The sequence below is a fragment of the Shewanella sp. YQ_9 genome, from assembly GCF_043103185.1.
Classification (GTDB): domain Bacteria; phylum Pseudomonadota; class Gammaproteobacteria; order Enterobacterales; family Shewanellaceae; genus Shewanella; species Shewanella algae.
On record NZ_JBICJO010000013.1, the window covers coordinates 1 to 17,739 of the forward strand.

The following is a 17,739-nucleotide window of genomic DNA, read 5'->3' on the forward strand; positions in this document are numbered from 1 at the left end:
ACCGACAACTAGTAGCAACAGGTGTAGACCCGAAAGAAAAACGCGAACAAGAATCACTCAAAAACAAACAAGAAACTATGTACACGCTGAGGAATGTTGCAGCTGAATGGTTAGAGATTAAAAAGCACGAAGTAACAGAAGATCATGCCACTAAAACTTGGCGCTCATTAGAGAGACATGTTTTCCCTGAATTTGGTAACTACCCACTCACTAAAATCACTGCTCCAAACGTCATAAAGCTATTTCGACCAATAGAAGCTTCAGGCAGTTTAGAGACCATTAAACGCCTGAGTCAGCGGCTAAATGAAATTATGAACCATGGTGTCAACTCCGGTTACATCGTAGCGAATCCGTTAGTAAAAATTCATACTGCATTTAAGAAGCCCAAAAAAGAGAACATGGCTACCCTAGCCCCATCAGAGCTCCCCGAACTCATGCGCTCGCTTTCCCAAGCTTCCATTAAACGTGTAACACGCTGTCTTATAGAGTGGCAGTTACACACTATGACACGTCCCTCTGAAGCCGCCATGGCACGCTGGGATGAATTAGATTTGGAGAAGCTAATTTGGACAATACCTGCAGAGAAGATGAAAAAGCGTCGAGTGCACGTTATTCCGCTTACCCAACAGATGCTCGGCATGCTCGAAGCCATCAAGCCAATAAGTGGCCACAGAGAATTTATATTTCCATCAGATAGAGATCCAAAAACTCACTGCAATACGCAGACAGCTAATATGGCCTTAAAACGTATGGGATATGGTGGAAGACTTGTTAGCCATGGTCTTCGCTCCTTAGCAAGCACCATTCTCAATGAAGAAGGGTTTGAATCTGACCTTATCGAATCAGCGTTATCACATGTCGATGCCAATTCAGTACGGGCGGCATATAACCGCTCCGACTTCCTGGAGCGGCGACGTCCTATGATGAACTGGTGGAGTGAGTACATTGAGACAGCTGCTGATGGAAATTTATCCGTCGCATCAAAACGATAAGTGAAGGCAAGCTTCGATTAAGCATCGAAGCTCATTGATAGTTGTACGCTATTGACCTTTCACCCGAATTTAAGACCATGACATTGATGAGATTTCCAATACACTAAATAAGTGTTCCTAATTGTGCTACACCCTGCTGAAAGCCTTATTTGGCCTGAGTTTATACGCATACACTCGGAAAGCCCTGTACTACAAGGCTCCTTGCTAAAGGATGCTAAACTAAGCACGATGATGACTAATGAGGCCAGTGACCTACATTTAGGAATAGCTATTTAGAGCCAATTGAGATCTCAACATGAAGAAACGTTACACCGAAGAACAAATCATCAAGGCCATCAAACAACTTATTAGCCCCCAATTGAGTCTGCGAGACTATAACGAACAACAGGGTGAAGCATTGACTGGCGTGAAGGCGTTAAACAAAGTCATAAGACTCGTTATGCCTGTACGCCAGACAATCTCATAAAGTGTACTAGCTCAGACCTGATTTGAGCAACAACGCCATGACCAGGTGTCGTTATGATAAACAGCTACTTACACCGAAATTTTATAGCCTCCGGAATTTACTCTTTCAAATCATTATTTAAGATACTTGAATAAAGAAAACTCCAGCATTAGAAAAGTCATCTATTCTTTTACGTAAGAACAAATAACCAGTTGCATCCGAGAGACCTAAAATCCCACCATCATCAAACGGTATATCTCCAGAGTATATTTGTGCGGCAAAGTAATATTCATCACCTAATACGCCATAACCAATCAAACCTCTAGGAATTACCTTAGATACAAAAGAGAACGCAGGAAAATCTTCACTATTAACTTCCCTTTTAGTAACCTCAACAGATATTGGGCCAAAATAGTTCTCATTTATAAAATCATCAGACTTTTCACTTAAAAGCACTCTAGAATAGCCTTTACTGATATGTTCAAGCTCTTCACTGTCACCATGAAAAGTAATATCATCTAAAAAGTATCTATCGCTTGAATATGTTGAAAATACTGATAATACTTTACCCGCAGGGAATAATTCTTCACCAATCTTATGATTTAGTACTGAACAATCAATCGTAACAACTAGCGCTAACTCCTCCCCCAAAGGATTTACAGGCCAAGGAAAGGCAATGTGAGTACCTCCCCCAAACACAACCCCAGAACCGTCGTCAGAAGTATTAGCTTTTAATTGATATACAGTATCCATACTATTTTTCCCCACATTTTTTAATTCTTTCATAAAACGCTGTTGAATCTGCTTTGAGAACAGAAATACGATCTTCAGGAATTCCCGCTCTCCTCATAGCCTCGCTTGAAATTTCAAGTTCTTCATCAAAACTAGATGCAAATTGATTCCTTCCTAACCCCTTCTCTGCCCTGACAACAGATTCATGATAGTGCACACCACCAATTCCTCTGGTATCTTTTCCTGGCCCACGAGTATGATGATCCAAATCTAGAGCAATCGAAGGGTTATCCGAGAGACGAGAATCACCAGCTAAACCTTCTTGTCTTAGAAACTCATGCCTTATAAATTCATGTGCTTGAAGGTTATCACCAACATGCAAACTCCCATTCAGGCTCCCATACGTACCAATGTCAAATAAACTTGCTAATCCTAGCGGATCCACCCATTCGAGCGGGTTGTGCACATAGGCCTGTGGCCGCGTGCCCCCTGCCAGCCCTATCGGATCTGGACTCAGGTATTGGCAAATCTCCGGATCGTAATATCTGTGCCGGTTGTAGTAGAGCCCGGTTTCCCGATCATAAATCTGTCCCTGATAGCGCAGGTCACAGTGTAGAGGCTCATTGGCGGCTTGTTCAAGATACTTTTTCGGGGTTCCGCTGAGCCGCCATTGATGGAAGTCCTGCCATAAACCCTGTTCGCCACGCCAGTGTATTTGTCCTTGTGGATCGCACAGTTCCCTGACATTGCCCGCTAAGTCAGTCACCGCATAATGCAGTTCGGGCCTGCCGGGGTCATTGGGTGTATCCAGCTGCCTTATCTGTGCCAACGGCCTGAAACTGCCGGGCTCATATAGCCACTGGGTAGTTGCCACACTGCCATCGGCATAATAACTTTGCTGCTGGCTGAGTTGATCTCCCAACCACTGGTAGCGGATATCGCCTTGGCTGATTTGTTGAGTGAGTGATTGCGCTGATGTTGGCTGCGTTGCTGGTTGCTGCCGGTATTTACGACAGCGGCGGCCAAAGACATCGTATTCATAATGCCAAATATCCCCATTGGGCAGACTGACACGAATGAGGCGATCTTCTTCATCCCAATGATAGAAGCTAGTCTGAGCCCTGAAACCATCACGTTTCAGGGTTTTCTCGACCATACGGCCATTGGCATCGTAGCGGAAAACATTGTCTCCCTGACGCACTACCCGCCCGGCTTGCTGATATTCCAGTGCCTTTTCCTGGCGCTTTTTGGCGAAGTCGATAATCCGGCTATTTGAAGTGCTATTTGGGGAACTGTTGCTAAGCTGGTCTTTGTTTTGCCCATCCTCAGCCCAAGAGGCTATGGCCGTCAGTTGGAGTTCGGAGTCATAGCTGAATTGGCGCCGCTCACTGCGCGCATGCCAGGCGCTGGTGCGTTTTTCTGCCACAATTTGCCCAAGGGCATTTTGGGTAAATTCACTGCGGCCCCAGTGACCGTCTTCGATGGCGGTGATCCGGCTCAGAGCGTCATATTCATAACTGCGGGCAATACCACCAAAGCGGCCAGGCAGTTGCTGCTCTGTCCCCTGTGGGCTCCAGGCATCCAGGTGCTGACGTTTGAGCAGTCCCTCCGGGGTGTACTCCTGTTGCAGGCAGAATCCAGCCTGGTTACTGCGACTGGTTTCCCGACCATAACGGTCGTATGCCAGTGTCAGCGGCTCAAACCCAGAAGCGGCAATCGTTGCCAAACGGCCGTGTTGCCATGTCTGCTGTTGCTCAAGCAATAAGCCATTGGCACGAATTGGACGACTCGCTGCAGTGTATTGATACTCAATCGATTGGCCATTTTGCGTTTCAGCAATCAGCCTGCCAAGCGCATCATAGCTAAACGCCAGCTCAGACACGGCGTTGCGGCCTTTAAGCAGTTGACCGGCGCCGTCGTATTCGAAATAGCTATTGTTCATCACCATTTGCTGCGAGTTACGGGTTTGCTTTTGCAGCAAACGGCCACAGATATCGTAGAAGAAATGAATGCTGCTGCCATCAGCCTGGGTTTTGCATATTACCCGGCCGGCCTTATCGTAATCGAAGCGGTTACGACGACCATCAAGGTGACGCTCTTCAACAATCTGACCGCTGGAATTGTAGTGATATCGCCACTGCTCACCTTTGCTGTTGGCAATGCCGGCAAACTGGCATTCTCCGTTATAGAACAGCTGCAGTTCATGGCCTAAAGGATCGATACTGGCTTGCAACAGGTCAAACGCACCGTAACGATATTGCTGGCTGTTGCCATTGGCATCAGTCGCTTTGACCAGATTGCCTTCGGTATCATATTCGAAGTGCTGGCGTTTGCCTTGGCTGTCCACTACCCCAGTGACCAGGGCACTTTGCCCCAAATAAGTGTACTTGTGGCTCTGGATCCCTTGAAGCACCCGGCTTATCCGCCCCAGATTGTCGTATTCCAGTTTTAGCGGTTCAACGCCGGGCAAAATGACTTCGCAGGGCAGGCCTGACACCTTGTCATAACCAAAGCCGGTCTGTTCGCCATCAGCATCGATCGCCCAGGCCATTTGCCCCTTGGAGTTGTACTGCCAGTAACAGCTGTGGCCCAAGGGGTCAAGCACCGACAGCAGATTGCCGCGGCTATCGTACTCATGCTGCCAACTGGCACCCAATTCATTGGTGAAGCTAAGCAACCTGCCGGCTTCATCATACTGCCACTTAAGCTGACTGCCGTCCGCCTGGGTCAGCTCGGTAAGTTGCCCCCATTCGTCCCGCTTGAACGCCTGTTGCTCTCCCAACTGATTGCGTTGGGATACCAGTTGGTTGTCCTGCCATTCGTTGTAGGTGGTATCGCCATTGGGCAACACAACACGAATAATATTGTTGCGCTCATCCCTGTGATAGATTTTGATACCATCCAGCGGACTACGGTAATAGACAATCCGGTTATCATCATCGTAATGCAACGCATCACAAAAGCGCTTGTCAGCGCCTCTGGAGCGGATAGCCCGCCCCTGACTGTCATAGTCATGTTCAACCCAAGTGCAGCTCATGTCCTGCCAGCGCAGCAACCAGCCCTCATCTGAGTATTGGTAGTCAAAGCTGTGGCCCGGATCGGCCCGGCATGATGTCAGATATCCTTTGTCGTTGTACTCATAGGCCACCAAGGTTTTCAGCGCCTTGCCATCGGCTGTCTGCAACTCAAGGCGTTCAATACGTCGCCGGCTACCCTTCACCTTGATACGCCGACCGTCACTGAGCAAAATCCCTTTCAGTTGGCCGCGGTCATAAACAAAATGATGGCGGTTACCGCTCTGATCGCTGATGGCTGTCAGCATCAGCTTGTTGCCCAAAGCATGATTGAAGGTGTAGTCAATGCCGCTTAAATGGCGCATCACCAACAGCCCGTCGATGCGGCATAACCGCCATTGTGGCATATGAGCTGCCCGATGAGCGGCGCCTTCTTCAGGGATGACAAACAGCGCCTGGTTATACTCACCGTCAGTAAAAGTGGCTTGATCACCACTTAACACCAGGCTCATATCCCAATCTGCGCGCCAGCGTCTTCCCAACATACCGGGTTCGACATCAGGTCCTGAGTGATAGAAACGCTTAAGCCTTATCGCCAATATTCCCGGCAAACTGAAATCTGTGCGCCAGTCAACCACATGGCCGGTAGCCATATCGATGGGGCAACCATTGGTGCATTTGCCCTTGGCGCCTGGCAATGCCTGGTTACTGGCATCCACTTCAGCCGTGGGCCCACTCATATCCCGGATTTGAGCGTCTTTCCCGGCATTCAAATCCACTTCAGGATGTTCGGTCTTTTTAGGTCTGGGAGTTCCGGTCAGGCGGGTAACCACCTTGCCAATAAATTCTTTTACCTTGTTGCAGACCCAGTCCAGCATCTCTTTGAGCTTGCCGGCCATGGATACCATGATGTCGATAAGCGAACCAAATGCCTCTTTCATCAACCTGAGGATCCAATGGCCGCCATTGACCAAGGCCAGCTTGAGTCCGTCGATAATCTGTTGCAGCAGTTCCAATGCCTTGGCACCGGCATCTTTGATTTTGTCAGCAAAGCTATTGAGAAACTTCACCAGGTTTCCGTTGGATAAACCACGCAACATCTTGATGCCGGCTTGGATCGCTTCCGGACTGTTTTTGGCCAGAGCTTCAATAATGGCTTTACCGGACTTTTTCAGAGCATCACCAACACCGGGAACAAACCCAACCAGTACCAGACCACCAATGGCCCAGTGCATGGGATCGCTTCTTAGCGCTGCCTGAGTGTATGTCTGCCAACCCCATTCACCGAGGTCGTAGATATCCATTGCCTGACCGACTACAGGGATGAAGCCCAGCGCAATTTCACAGAACAATAAAATAGCGCTGTTGTCCCCGGCCTTGCTGACCACTTCGGCAGGAAGACTGACATGAATTTTATAAATGGCCTCGCGCAATCCCATCGAGCCACGATTAATTCGGTCGTTTAACTCCCAGAAGCGCTCGTAGGCGGGTTCATATTCATCCGGTACATTCAAAAACAGACTGGTGTCATCAATATCAATATGACGCTCACTGCTGTCATCAGCGTCATATTCAATGAAGCCTTTGTTTCGCAGCAGCGTGAACAGAGTGAAATACTCTCCGGCAATGGCAGCATATTCGGGCTTAACCTGTAAAACCGGATTATTCTCTTCGGTTTCTTTGGGGCGAAACTCATCGCTCCCTTCATCAAGCAGCAGTTCGAAAGCTCCACAGGGCATTTCTTCAATCAGGCAGAGCCCTTTCCTGTCTGTCTTGCCTTCAAGCTTTTTGTTATTACTGTCAGTCAGTATGAAAGGGGCTTCGGGCACAGGTTGACCATCATCGTAGTGATAAAATATCAGTGCAGTGCAACCGCACTCGACGCAACTGCCGCGCAAGATATTATCTGTGGTGAAGTTCTGCTCTGCGGCAACTTCACTGGAGATCAACTCTGCCTTGCGATTCTGACTCATGATGCGACTTCCTTATCCAATTCGGCCTCTGCTGCGCGAAATAGCTTGTACATCCTGTCTTCTGCGCCTTGTCTTGGAGCATCGAGGATAGATTTCGCCCAAGGTAACTGACAAAAACCATCGCCAAACAGGCACGCGAGCGTGAGAAACTTTATCTGCTGCTGCTTGCCACTGAATCCGTGCTGCTGGGCCTGATTAACATGCTTTGAGATAAAACTGAGGCAGTCGTCTGTGGACCATTGTCTGGTCACGGGATGATGTTGTTGCAGGTGCGTCATGTAGTCACGATAAGTGATGGCTTCAGCCATCTGACGCAGCGCCTGATACTGGGGGTCAGTCAACACCCTGGGTGTGCTTTGCTGCGCTAACAGCCACTGTGAACGCTGTTTGGGTTGCCAGCGCGTGATCCCATCGGCGTTAATCGTCACCAAGGCCGCCGCCGGACCCAAAAAGTCAACGGCTTCTTCAGCCGAACTGGCACTCAGCAAGGTTTCCGCTACCTTCCAGTCGGCAATGCGTAATAACTGGGTGTCATCACCGTCTGCTATCCAAGTCCAACTGCGCAAGTGATGTACCAATAGTTGCAGTTGCTGAAGTGGCGTGTAGGCCTGCATATCGCCTTCCAGCACCCAGGCCATTCCCCAACCGGGTTGGCTACATATTTTTTGCTGCAACTCGGCCCAATTACTGCCATGAGCCCGGATAAGACACGGGGACAATGATGCGTGCAGCCTTCCCAGTTCCCCCCAATAGAGCCGGTTGAACTCGGGAGTTTCAGGAAGCTGTGATTCGGCTATACCTCTCACCGCTTCATTGAGTGTTGGATCTGCCAGCAAAAACACCGAGCCATTGACCAATAGCTGCCGCCATTGCTGTTCATCGAGTTGTTGTTGCTCTAATGCTGCTATTGCTACCACATCCCTGTCCTCTGGCTATTGCTCCAATGGAGGCAACCAATCATGAAAATCCATATCGCGACCGAGCGCCGCATCATTGCATACTTTTTGCTGAAAACGTCTCAGCGCCTTTCGATAATCACCATCCGTACACAAGGCCAAAAACACAGGATGGATAAAGTAATCTTTCCCCCAGACGAACCTGCGCTGTGCCATGATTTCACAACTCCTGGCATCTGCATCAGCAAACTGCTGTTGTACCCGTTGCAAGGTATCGAAATAGACGGCTCTGACATCCGCCGGCGAAAATTCTCTCCTGTGATAAGGCTGTAGCCTTAAAAACAGTTGCTGACTTTGCAGTTCACGCCGACTCTCACGCGTCAAAAGCTCATATTGTTGTTCACTGAGTTGTATTTGCTCAAAAGCGGGTTCAGCCACTTGGTTTCCGATTGCCAACAGTCTCCAAGCTGCGCCTTCAGGCAAATAGAGGCCTTCCAAACCAGCGACAAAACGCTGTTGCTGTTCATCGCCCAGGATTTGCCACAGCAATGACAGTATGGGAGCCGAAAAACTGTTAAATGGAGCGACTATGCCCTGAGGATAAAGAGCCTCAGTTCGCTGCAACCAAAAAGCAATGACTTGTTGCCAATCAAACCAGGTGGTGAACAAGATGCACCGCTGATCTGCCCCTGGTTGTTGCAGCAACCAGAGCATCAGGGTCTCACAGGGGCTACCATCACTGAGCCGTAACAACGGCTATTTGCATTCTGAGGTAGGATCGCAAATTTAGCCAAGAATTGAAATCCATCCCCTTTTGTGCAAAATCTGGTTGACATTCGCAGATTGACTACAGTACCGTTCTGTGCAAAAGGTGGTTGGAGTCAAGAATGAACGAATTTACGGGATCGGCAGCTTCACAGGCTGACTTTATTTGGAAGAACGCGGAAGACCTGTGGGGGGACTTCAAGCATACGGACTTTGGCAAGATCATTTTGCCGTTTACCTTGCTGCGCCGCCTGGAGTGTGCGCTGGAGCCGACCCGCGAGGCGGTGAGAGAAGCGCATGACGCTTTCAAGGATGCCGATGTTGAGCTGGATACCATTCTGCGCTCAACCGCTGAATACCCCTTCTACAACACCTCTGAATACTCCCTCGGCACCCTGGGTAGCACCAAGACGCGCCGCAATCTGGAAGACTACATAGCTCTATTTTCGGATAACGCCCGCGCTATCTTCGAGGAGTTTGAGTTTAGCAATACGGTGATCCGGCTGGAGAAAGCGGGCTTGCTGTACAAGATTTGCCAGAACTTCGCCAAGATCGACCTGCACCCTGATGTGGTGCCGGATCGGGTGATGAGTAACATCTACGAACACCTGATTCGCCGCTTTGGTGCCGAGGTAAATGAAGGGGCCGAGGACTTCATGACGCCGCGTGACATCGTTCACCTGGCGACCGCATTGCTGCTTGACCCGGATGATGCCCTGTTTGAGGCCAGCCCCGGTTTGATTCGTACTTTGTATGACCCGACCTGTGGCACGGGTGGCTTCCTCACCGATGCCATGAACCATGTGGGCGACTACGGTAACCGCGACAAGATCCCGCCAGTGCTGGTGCCGCACGGGCAGGAGTTGGAGCCGGAAACCCATGCGGTTTGTGTGGCCGGTATGCTGATCCGCCGTTTGGAGTCCGACCCTGGCCGAGATCTGTCGAAGAACATTCGTCAGGGCAGCACGCTGTCCAACGACCAGTTTGCCGGTGAGCGTTTCCACTACTGCCTGTCCAATCCGCCTTTTGGCAAGAAATGGGAGAAGGACAAAAACGCCGTCGAAGCGGAGCACAAAAAAGGCGAGCTGGGCCGCTTTGGGCCGGGTCTGCCGAAAATCAGCGATGGCTCCATGCTGTTTTTGATGCACCTTGCCAGCAAACTGGAACTGCCGATCAACGGCGGTGGCCGCGCCGCCATCGTGTTGTCCGGTTCGCCGCTGTTCAACGGTGGTGCCGCGTCTGGTGAATCGGAAATCCGCCGCTGGTTGCTGGAAAACGACCTGATTGAAGCCATTGTTGCCCTGCCAACGGATCTGTTCTTCCGTACCAATATCGCTACCTACCTGTGGATTCTGTCCAACAAGAAGCCTCAGGAGCGCAAAGGCAAGGTGCAGTTGATCAACGCCACCGACCTGTGGACTTCAATCCGCAACGAGGGCAACAAGCGCCGTATTGTCAGCGATGAGCAGCGCCGCCAGATTCTGGACATCTACGCAGCAGGCGAAACCGGTGCGCTTTCCCGGATGCTGGACTACCGTACCTTTGGCTACCGCCGTATCAGGGTCCTGCGCCCGCTGCGCATGACCCTGGAGCTGGATAAGGTAGGCATGGAGCGGCTGGAAGCCGAAGCTGCCTGGGAAAAGCTCTCTGACGCGCATCAGGCATTCTGGCGCGAAGCCCTCAAGCCGCTGCTCGGGCAAACGCAGCCCTATAGCTGGGCAGAAACCTTTGCCAAGGACACAATCAAGACTGACGAAGCCAAGCAGCTCAAGGTCAAGGCCAACAATACGTTTATCGCCGCGCTGATCAACGCCTTTGGTCACAAAGACCCGAAAGCCGAGCCAGTCACGGATTCAAACGGCGAGCTGGTGCCAGACACAGATTTAACTGATTACGAGAACGTCCCCTATCTGGAGGACATCGACGACTACTTTGCCCGCGAAGTGCTTCCTCATGTGCCGGATGCCTGGCTGGATGAGAGCTTTACCGATGCAAGGGATGGTCAATTGGGCCGCGTTGGCTACGAGATCAACTTCAACCGCTTCTTCTACCAGTACCAGCCGCCGCGCAAGCTACACGATATTGATCAAGACCTGAAGCAGGTAGAAGCTGAGATTGCCGCACTACTGGCAGAGGTGGCTAGCGAATGAGCCAGTACAAAGCGTATCCCGCGTATAAGGATTCCGGCGTTGAGTGGATTGGGCAGGTGCCAGAGCACTGGAAGGTGGCGAGAATTAAGCGACTGGCGTCATTGCGCAATGAACGGCGAAATGATGTATCTACTGATACCATTTATATCGGACTTGAGGATGTAGAAGCAGGATCAGGGCAGTACAAGCCAACGAATGGAAGCTCCCGTCAATCAGAAGATTCAACTGTAGGCATCTTTTATGAAGGGGATGTCCTGTACGGTAAGCTGCGTCCATATTTGCGAAAAGCCATTATTTCAGAGATGGCAGGGTGCTGCTCAACAGAATTTTTGGTTCTGAGGGCTGAAAAAACAGAGCCCAGATGGCTGCAAGAATGGCTTTTAACTCCTGATGTAACGCATCAAATAGAGTCAGGATGCGAGGGAGCCAAAATGCCTCGTGCAGATTGGGGGCATATCGGTTCAATTGAAGTTGCATACCCAGATCAGCCTGAGCAAGCGCAAATACTAACCACCCTCGACCGCGAAACCGCTCGTATTGATGCGCTTGTCGAGAAGAAAACCCGCTTTATCGAGCTACTGAAGGAAAAGCGCCAGGCGCTGATTACCCATGCTGTCACCAAGGGCCTAGACCCCAACGCGAAGATGAAGGATTCCGGCGTTGAATGGATTGGGCAGGTGCCGGAGCACTGGGAGGCGACAAAACTAAAGCATGTTGCTGCATTCTCTGGTGGTGGTACGCCATCAAAAGAAAATCCAGACTATTGGAATGGCTGCATCCCTTGGGTCTCTCCAAAGGATATGAAACATGAGGTGATTACCGATTCTATAGATCATATAACTACCAAAGGACTGGAAAATAGTGCCACGAAACTGATTGACTCGGGAGCGGTGTTGCTGGTTGCTCGATCAGGTATTCTTCGTCACACGATACCGGTTGGGATCAATAATGTTCCTGTTAGCTTAAATCAGGACATGAAAGCATTGAGCCTTGATGAAACCAGGGTTAGACCCCGGTTTATACTTCGGTGGGTACAGGGTCTTAACCGCTCGTTGCTTGGGATATGGGCAAAAGAAGGAGCTACTGTTGAAAGCTTAGAGCATGAATATGTAGCGAACACTCGTCTACCTCTTCCAGACCTGAAGGAGCAAGATGCCATTCTAGCCACCCTCGACCGCGAAACTGCCCGCATTGATGCTCTGATTAGCAAGGCGGAACAAAGTATCACCCTGCTCAAAGAACGCCGCGCCGCCTTTATCACCGCCGCTGTCACCGGCCAGATTGATTTGCGAGGAAAACAATAAATGCAATCAGCAGCACATCAGGAAAAACACTTCCAGCAATACATCATCGACCGGTTGGTAGAGCAGGGCTGGAAGCTGGGTGATTCCAAGTTCTACGACACCGAGCGGGCGGTGTACCCCGAAGACCTGGAAAGCTGGATCAAAACCAGCGGCCAGCAGGAAAAATGGGACAAGCTGGAACGGCTCAACGGGGCCAAAACCCTTGAAGTGCTGATGGATCGCTTGGATAAAGCACTGGAGAAACAAGGCACCATGCAGGTGTTGCGCCAGGGTTTTTCCATTGCCGGTTGCGGCCTGATCGAGATGACCGAGGCCGCGCCGGAAGACAGGCGTAATGAAGCGGTGATCAAGCGCTATCAGGCGAACATCCTGCGCGTGGTGCCGGAGCTGAAGTATCACCCGGCCCGTGAATTTGCCATTGATCTGGTGCTGTTTATCAACGGTCTGCCTGTGGCAACCGTCGAACTGAAGACCGACTTCACCCAGTCCTGCGAAGCGGCCATGGATCAGTACCGGAATGATCGCCTGCCGTATGACGCCAAGACCAAACGCCGGGAGCCATTGCTGACCTTCAAGCGCGGGGCGGTGGTGCATTTCGCCATGTCCGACTCTGAAATCATGATGGCGACCAAGCTGGATGGAGAAAACACCTTTTTCCTGCCGTTCAATAAGGGGCGCAAGGACGAAAACGGCACGGTACATGCGGGTAACCCGCCAGGTGAGATTAAGGCCGATGGTACTCAGGAATACCCGGTAGCCTACTTCTGGGAGGCGGTCTGCCAGCCGGATGCCTGGCTGCGGATTTTCCATAGCTTTGTCTACGTCGAGAAAAAGGACGTTGTAGATATTCAGGGCAACTGGTCGAAGAAAGAAACCCTGATTTTCCCGCGCTTCCACCAATGGACGGCAGTGAACCAGATGCTGGCCGATGCCCGCGAAAACGGCGCAGGCATGACCTACCTGTGTGACCACAGCGCCGGTTCCGGCAAGACCAGCACCATTTCCTGGACGGCCCATGACTTGGTGAAACTGCGCGAAGATAACGGCGATTCGGTATTTAACAGCGTGATCATTGTCACCGACCGCAATGTGCTGGACGGCCAGCTTCAGGACGCGGTGAAGCAGATTGACCATCAGTTTGGGGTGATCGCCGCCATTGACCGGCAGAAGTCATCCAAGTCCAAGAGCAAGCAACTCTCGGAGGCCTTGTTGTCTGGCACGCCGATTGTGGTGGTCACGATCCAGACCTTCCCCTACGCGATGGAAGCCATCATCACTGACAAGGCCCTGAAAGGGAAAAACTTTGCTGTGATCATTGATGAGGCGCATAACTCGCAGACAGGCTCTACCGCCGCTAAGCTGCAAGCCGCGCTGGGGATGAGTGGGCAAGGCAAGATGTCCACCATGACGGTGGATGAATTGCTGGAACAACTGCAAAAATCTCGGGCTCGCCCGGACAATATCAGCTATTTCGCCTTTACCGGTACGCCGAAGCACTCCACTTTGATGCTGTTCGGTCGCCCAACAGACCCGAGCCAGCCAGCCTCTAACGATAACCCTCCACAAGCCTTCCACCTGTACACCATGCGCCAGGCCATTGAGGAGAAATTCATTCTCGATGTGCTGAAAGGCTATGTGCCCTACAAAACGGCCTTCAACCTTTCCAAGCAGCTTGAAGACAGCAAGCGGGTAAGCGGCAAGGCCGCCAAACGCGCCCTGGCACAGTGGATGTCATTGCATCCCACCAATGTGACCCAGAAGGTACAGTTTATCGTTGAGCACTTCACCAAAAACGTCGCCCACCGGCTGGATGGCAAGGCCAAGGCGATGGTCGTGACCAGCTCCCGCGCCGCTGCCATTCGCTACAAGAAGGCGTTTGACCGCTATATCGAGCAGCACAGCGAGTACGGCTTTATTCATTCACTGGTGGCCTTCTCCGGCAAGATGACCGGTAAGCAGGTGATGCACCAGGATGACAGCGAGTTCAAGGATGATGTGTTTATCGTCGATGAGAACGAGGAGTTCACCGAGCAGAGCATGAACCCGGATATCCACGGGCAGGATTTGCGTTTTGCCTTTGACCGCCCTGAATACCGGGTGATGTTGGTGGCTGACAAGTTCCAGACTGGCTTTGATCAACCCAAACTGGTAGCCATGTATGTAGACAAGAAAATCGCCAACCATGTGGAGATTGTGCAGACCTTCGCCCGCCTCAACCGGACGGCCCCCGGTAAGGATGAGGTCTTTATCATCGACTTTGTGAACGACCCAGAGAACGTGCGTCAGGCCTTTACCACCTATGACAAGGGTGCTCACATCGACGAAGTGCAAGACCTTAATGTGGTCTACGAGATCAAGGAGCGCTTGGACGAGCACGGCCTGTACGACGATAAGGACTTGGCCGCGTTCAAGGAAGCTCGCTTCAAGACCATTCGGGACATCACCCATACCAAATCGCCGCAGCACAAGGCGCTGTATGCCGCTACTGCTGGAGCGACGGCCTTGTATAACGACAAGATGAAAATGCTGCGTGATGGCATGGCGACCTGGGAAGCGGCTTTTGAGAAGGCCCGTGCCAAGGGTGATGAGGCAGGTATGAAGTCTGCCGATCACCATCAGGATGAGTATGCCGAGCAAATCAAGGCGCTGATTGGCTTCAAGTCGGATTTGGGGCGTTTTTGTCGTACCTACTCTTATATCGCCCAACTGATTGATTTTGGCGACCCGGAGTTGGAGAACTTCGCCGCGTTCGCCAAGCTGCTGCAAAAGCGTCTATTACACGAAGCTCCGGAAACGGTGGACTTGACCGGCCTGGTGCTCACCGGCTTTGACATCAATGCTCGTTCAGATAACGCGGAAGACGAAGGCGAAACCCCGGTACTTCAACCGATAGGTGCAGGCGGTGGTGGCGTGGCTGGCGACAAGCCGAAATTCGTCAAAGAGATTATCGAGAGGCTCAACAGTCTGTTTGGTGAGGCGACGCCGATCCAGGATCAGGTGGCTTTCGTTAATCAGATTTCAGCGATTACCGGTGAAAGCGATGTCGTCATGGCTCAGGTGGAAAGCAACACCCGTGAGCAGGCTATGAAAGGCAACCTCCCCGGTGCGGTTCAGCAAGCGGTGGTTCGTGCTTTGTCCAGTCATCAGAAGCTGGCAACCCAGGTGCTCAAGTCTGACCGTCAGGGCATGACCGCATTGGTTGATATGGTGTATGACCTGCTGCGCGAAGGCAAAGACATCGACCTGGATATGGATTAAGCCGATGCTTGACCTGCTGAATCTGCCAGGCATCAAGCCTGTCGATATGCGCCACGAAGGCAAGTGCCTTGTGATAGTTGCTGAGCCGGTAACGGTCGAGGTGCCATTATGTGGGGACTGCAACACCCCTATGCACAGACACGGTACGCGCAAAAACAAGTTCATGGATACGCCGTTGTACATGGAGCCCGTACGCCTTGAAGTTCAGCGCCCGCGCTTTCGCTGTGAGTCGTGCGGAAAAATGTCCATGCCGGAGTTGAGTTTTCTGGATGACAAACGCCGAGCTACCAAACGGCTGGTCGATGTTATTCGGCAACAGTGCTTGGGAACCACCTTCCATGCTTTAGCCGAGCAAACCGGTGTGGCGGTGAACACCGTCAAGAACATCGCTCACGATCTCATTGAGGAACTCTCCCAAACCGTTCGTTATGAAACCCCGGTCATCATGGGTATCGACGAAGTGAACCTTGCCGGCGGGTATCGCTGTGTAATCACCAATCTGGCAACCAACAACGTCTTTGATATGTTGGAGCATCGTACTCAAGAGCACCTGAAGCCCTTCTTCAAGGATTTACCGGACGCTGAGAAGGTGGAATGGGTCTGTACGGATATGTGGCGGCCCTTCAAACGCTCTTTTGCTCAATACCTGCCCAACGCCAAGCTGGTTATCGACAAATTCCATGTCGTTAAAATGGCCTCCGAAGCGCTGGAAGTTGAGCGCAAGAACTATCAGGCTCAGCTAAGCAAAGAAGACCGGATTTACGTCAAAAAGTCCATTCGCTGGCTCACCCTGAAGCGGCCCGGCAACCTGACGCCCGCAGAACAAAAGGCGCTGGAGGTCGTGAAGCAGGCGATCCCAGAGCTTGCCGTAGCCTATGATTTCAAGGAAGCCTTCTTCTGCATCTACGACGAACCCGACAAGCAGAGCGCTCAGAACGCCTTTGAGGCTTGGGAGAGCAGCCTGCCGCCTTATGGCATGGAGCCTTTCAAAAAACTGGTGAAAACGGTACACAACCATTACGACGACATCTTTGCCTACTGGGATGCGCCGTTCTCAATCACCAATGGCTATACCGAAGGGCTCAACGGCTTGATCAAGATGTCCAACCGGTTAGGTCGGGGTTATAGCTACCCCATCATTCGGGCAAAGACGCTGTACTCCAAAGAAGCCCGAAAGGTCGGTAGTGGTATTCGAGCAGGTCACGGCAAGGTGGAATATGGGCCGCACATTCCGACGTTGTTGAAGCAGGCAGAGAGCGGGGAGCTGGATTAGCGCGAGAGAGTTGCATCAGAGAATCCAACCAATGTTAGATTCTGGTGAGGCAATGAAAACAGAGCAATCCAACCAAAGGCTGCATTTGACTTGACCAAGAATCCAGGGTCAGAATGGGCGGATTCCAACCCTAGAATGCAAATAGCCGTAACAACAAAGGCTGCAACCCCGGTGCCGAGGCCAGCGATGCAATTGGAAGGCTGCGCCACTGTGCTCCCGGGGCAGTACTGAGAACTGACCATTGCTCGTCAAACCCGGCGATATCAAATGGCTCTATCAAGGCATAGCAATAATGGCTTTGCCTGCCACTGATGATCTGATGCATAAGCATGGGTTGTGCATTCCCTGACATTCAACAACATCCTTGGTTCCAACAGCGATCAGTAACCTGGTTTGCCTTCCTTAGCCCATATTGCCCGAACTTCTTTCGGTGAAAGCGGTGGAAAGCTAACCCCCTTATCTTCAATAAACTGTTTGGATTTCATCAACCACTCGTAGTTGTCCGAAGATGACGATACCAGCCCACGGGACAGCTTTTTATGTATATTCCAGGCTAAATCCGCACCGGTATCGTTACGGTGGGTAAAGTCGGCTCCATGCTGCAACAGGAAGTACACCATTTCAAAGTCGTTGATGGCAGCAGCGTATTGCAAGGCGTTACTTCCAGGCCCATCGACAGCATTCACATCTGCATCGTGATCCAGCAGGATCTCAACAGCCTCCTTATTGCCTTCTCCTACGGCCTGAAACAAGGCGGGCTCTTTATTACGATCCACACTGTTGGGATCCCCACCGGCCTCAAGTAACATTTTCAGCCAATCAGTATCCTCATTCCCGGCTACAGCCGTAATCGCATTGTCACCATTCGCTCGCTTAAAGTTAGCGTCGGCCCCAAGTTTGAGTGCCAAAGCCACCGCCGCTTTATCCTGCTGTAAAA

General features: G+C 51.3%; 11 protein-coding genes and 1 pseudogene. 6 read left to right on the forward strand and 6 right to left on the reverse strand.

Going from position 1 to position 17,739, the window contains the following annotated elements; genetic code table 11:
- On the forward strand, positions 1–992 hold a 992-nt coding region (locus tag ACF8D4_RS03540; protein WP_392464830.1), incomplete at its 5' end, for a tyrosine-type recombinase/integrase.
- 334 nt (positions 993–1,326) lie between these two features.
- Positions 1,327–1,458 (forward strand): annotated as a pseudogene (locus tag ACF8D4_RS03545) (IS5/IS1182 family transposase); the annotation flags it as partial.
- A gap of 117 nt (positions 1,459–1,575) precedes the next feature.
- Here the strand turns inward: ACF8D4_RS03545 and ACF8D4_RS03550 are convergent.
- From ACF8D4_RS03550 to ACF8D4_RS03565, 4 genes are read right to left on the reverse strand one after another with little or no spacing between them, the layout of a single operon-like run.
- Complete coding sequence (locus tag ACF8D4_RS03550; protein ID WP_107352629.1) at positions 1,576–2,223, reverse strand: DUF1963 domain-containing protein; 648 nt, start codon at positions 2,221–2,223, stop codon at positions 1,576–1,578.
- Positions 2,192–7,156 (reverse strand): RHS repeat-associated core domain-containing protein, encoded by a 4,965-nt coding sequence (locus ACF8D4_RS03555; protein WP_392468328.1) that lies wholly within the window; start codon positions 7,154–7,156, stop codon positions 2,192–2,194. The genes ACF8D4_RS03550 and ACF8D4_RS03555 overlap by 32 nt, the downstream gene beginning before the upstream one ends.
- The gene (locus ACF8D4_RS03560; protein ID WP_392468331.1) at positions 7,153–8,073 is read right to left on the reverse strand and encodes a DUF4123 domain-containing protein; all 921 of its coding nucleotides are present in this window, start codon (positions 8,071–8,073) and stop codon (positions 7,153–7,155) included. The genes ACF8D4_RS03555 and ACF8D4_RS03560 overlap by 4 nt, the downstream gene beginning before the upstream one ends.
- A gap of 15 nt (positions 8,074–8,088) precedes the next feature.
- Entirely contained in the window at positions 8,089–8,805 is a 717-nt protein-coding gene (locus ACF8D4_RS03565) for a hypothetical protein (RefSeq protein ID WP_392468334.1), read from the reverse strand.
- Between the two features lie 134 nt (positions 8,806–8,939).
- Here ACF8D4_RS03565 and ACF8D4_RS03570 point away from each other — a divergent pair, with 134 nt between their 5' ends.
- The 4 genes from ACF8D4_RS03570 to ACF8D4_RS03585 are packed head-to-tail and all read left to right on the forward strand — an operon-like array spanning position 8,940 to position 16,802.
- A complete protein-coding gene (locus ACF8D4_RS03570; RefSeq protein WP_392468336.1) occupies positions 8,940–10,967 on the forward strand; it encodes an N-6 DNA methylase in 2,028 nt (675 codons plus the stop codon).
- A complete protein-coding gene (locus tag ACF8D4_RS03575; RefSeq protein WP_392468339.1) occupies positions 10,964–12,271 on the forward strand; it encodes a restriction endonuclease subunit S in 1,308 nt (435 codons plus the stop codon). The genes ACF8D4_RS03570 and ACF8D4_RS03575 overlap by 4 nt, the downstream gene beginning before the upstream one ends.
- Positions 12,272–15,529 carry a type I restriction endonuclease subunit R gene (locus ACF8D4_RS03580; RefSeq protein WP_392468342.1) on the forward strand — a complete coding sequence of 1,086 codons (3,258 nt, stop codon included), beginning with the start codon at positions 12,272–12,274 and terminating at the stop codon, positions 15,527–15,529.
- A gap of 4 nt (positions 15,530–15,533) precedes the next feature.
- Entirely contained in the window at positions 15,534–16,802 is a 1,269-nt protein-coding gene (locus tag ACF8D4_RS03585; protein WP_392468345.1) for an ISL3 family transposase, read from the forward strand.
- 130 nt (positions 16,803–16,932) lie between these two features.
- Here the strand turns inward: ACF8D4_RS03585 and ACF8D4_RS03590 are convergent, their stop codons facing one another.
- Both ACF8D4_RS03590 and ACF8D4_RS03595 read right to left on the reverse strand, forming a co-directional pair.
- Positions 16,933–17,154 (reverse strand): hypothetical protein, encoded by a 222-nt coding sequence (locus ACF8D4_RS03590; RefSeq protein ID WP_392468348.1) that lies wholly within the window; start codon positions 17,152–17,154, stop codon positions 16,933–16,935.
- Between the two features lie 28 nt (positions 17,155–17,182).
- A partial coding sequence (locus tag ACF8D4_RS03595) for an ankyrin repeat domain-containing protein (RefSeq protein ID WP_392468351.1) occupies positions 17,183–17,739 on the reverse strand: 557 nt, incomplete at its 5' end.